The organism is Devosia sp. A369 (assembly GCF_054489345.1).
Genome location: NZ_JBTMWV010000057.1, coordinates 1 through 1,077, shown reverse-complemented (window position 1 = coordinate 1,077; position 1,077 = coordinate 1). Strand labels below are relative to the sequence as shown.

Below are 1,077 nucleotides of genomic sequence, written 5' to 3'. Positions count from 1 at the left end.
GCCTGACGGGCTGGTCGGCCTGGTTCGGGATGCGGGGGCCGATCCGTTCAACGGCTCGCTGTACGTGTTCCGCGCGAAACGGGCGGATCGCATCAAGATCGTGTGGTGGGATGGCACCGGGCTGTGCCTTTACGCCAAGCGGTTGGAGAAAGCGGCGTTCTGCTGGCCGCGGATCGGGCACAGCCGGGTGCAGCTGAGCCATGCCCAACTGCTGGCCCTGGTTGAGGGCATGGACTGGAAACGGGTGCGGGCGGTGCCGGCGAGCCGGCCGCAATCGGCTGGATAAAAGCCTGCGGCAGACTGACTCACTGGCGCGAAAACTGAGGCAATCCGGGGTGTTTTGTGCCAGTATACAGGCATGATCCCGGCCGCCCCGCAGCAGCTTCCCGATGACGTTGACGTCCTCAAAGCGATGATTGCCGCTGCCCATGCCGAGATCGCCGAACTCAAGGTTATCAACACCACGTCCGACGAGCGGATTGCGCGACTGACCTCGATCATCGCCATGCTGCAGCGCGCCCAATACGGTACGCGCTCTGAACGGCTGCGGCACGACCTGCTCGATGACGAGCAGATGGCCTTCGTGTTCGACGAAATCGAAACCGGCATTGGCGAGATCGAGGCTGGGCTGGCGGCGCGCGACAGACAAGCAGCAGCACCGCGTGCTTCACGTCCCCGCAAGGGCTTTGCGCCCCACCTGGAGCGCATCGAGCAGGTGATCGAGCCCGAGGTGCCGGCCGACTGCGTTGGCCTGGAAGCTGTCCGGATCGGCGAGGACGTCTCCGAGCGCCTCGACGTAACCCCGACCAGGTTCCGCGTCATTGTCACCCGCCGCCCCAAATACGCCTACCGGCTGGCCGACGGCGAAGACCGCATCGTGCAGGCGCCGGCGCCCGATCACCTGATTGCCGGCGGCATCCCCACCGAGGCGCTGCTGGCCCAGGTCGCGGTCAGCAAATATGCCGACGGGTTGCCGCTCTACCGGCAGGAAGAGATTTACGGCCGCGACGGCGTGGAACTGGACCGCTCGCTGATGGCCCAGTGGATGGGCCGGCTCGGCTTCGAGCTGGAGCCGCT

At 66.0% G+C, this 1,077-nt stretch carries 2 protein-coding genes; both read left to right on the top strand.

What is annotated here, in order from left to right; all coding sequences use genetic code 11:
• On the top strand, positions 1-286 hold a 286-nt coding region (gene tnpB / locus ACX3OZ_RS20860), incomplete at its 5' end, for an IS66 family insertion sequence element accessory protein TnpB (RefSeq protein WP_459105510.1).
• Positions 287-358: 72 nt separating this feature from the next.
• Positions 359-1,077 (top strand): transposase domain-containing protein (locus ACX3OZ_RS20855; protein WP_459105509.1); only part of this gene is annotated, 719 nt, incomplete at its 3' end.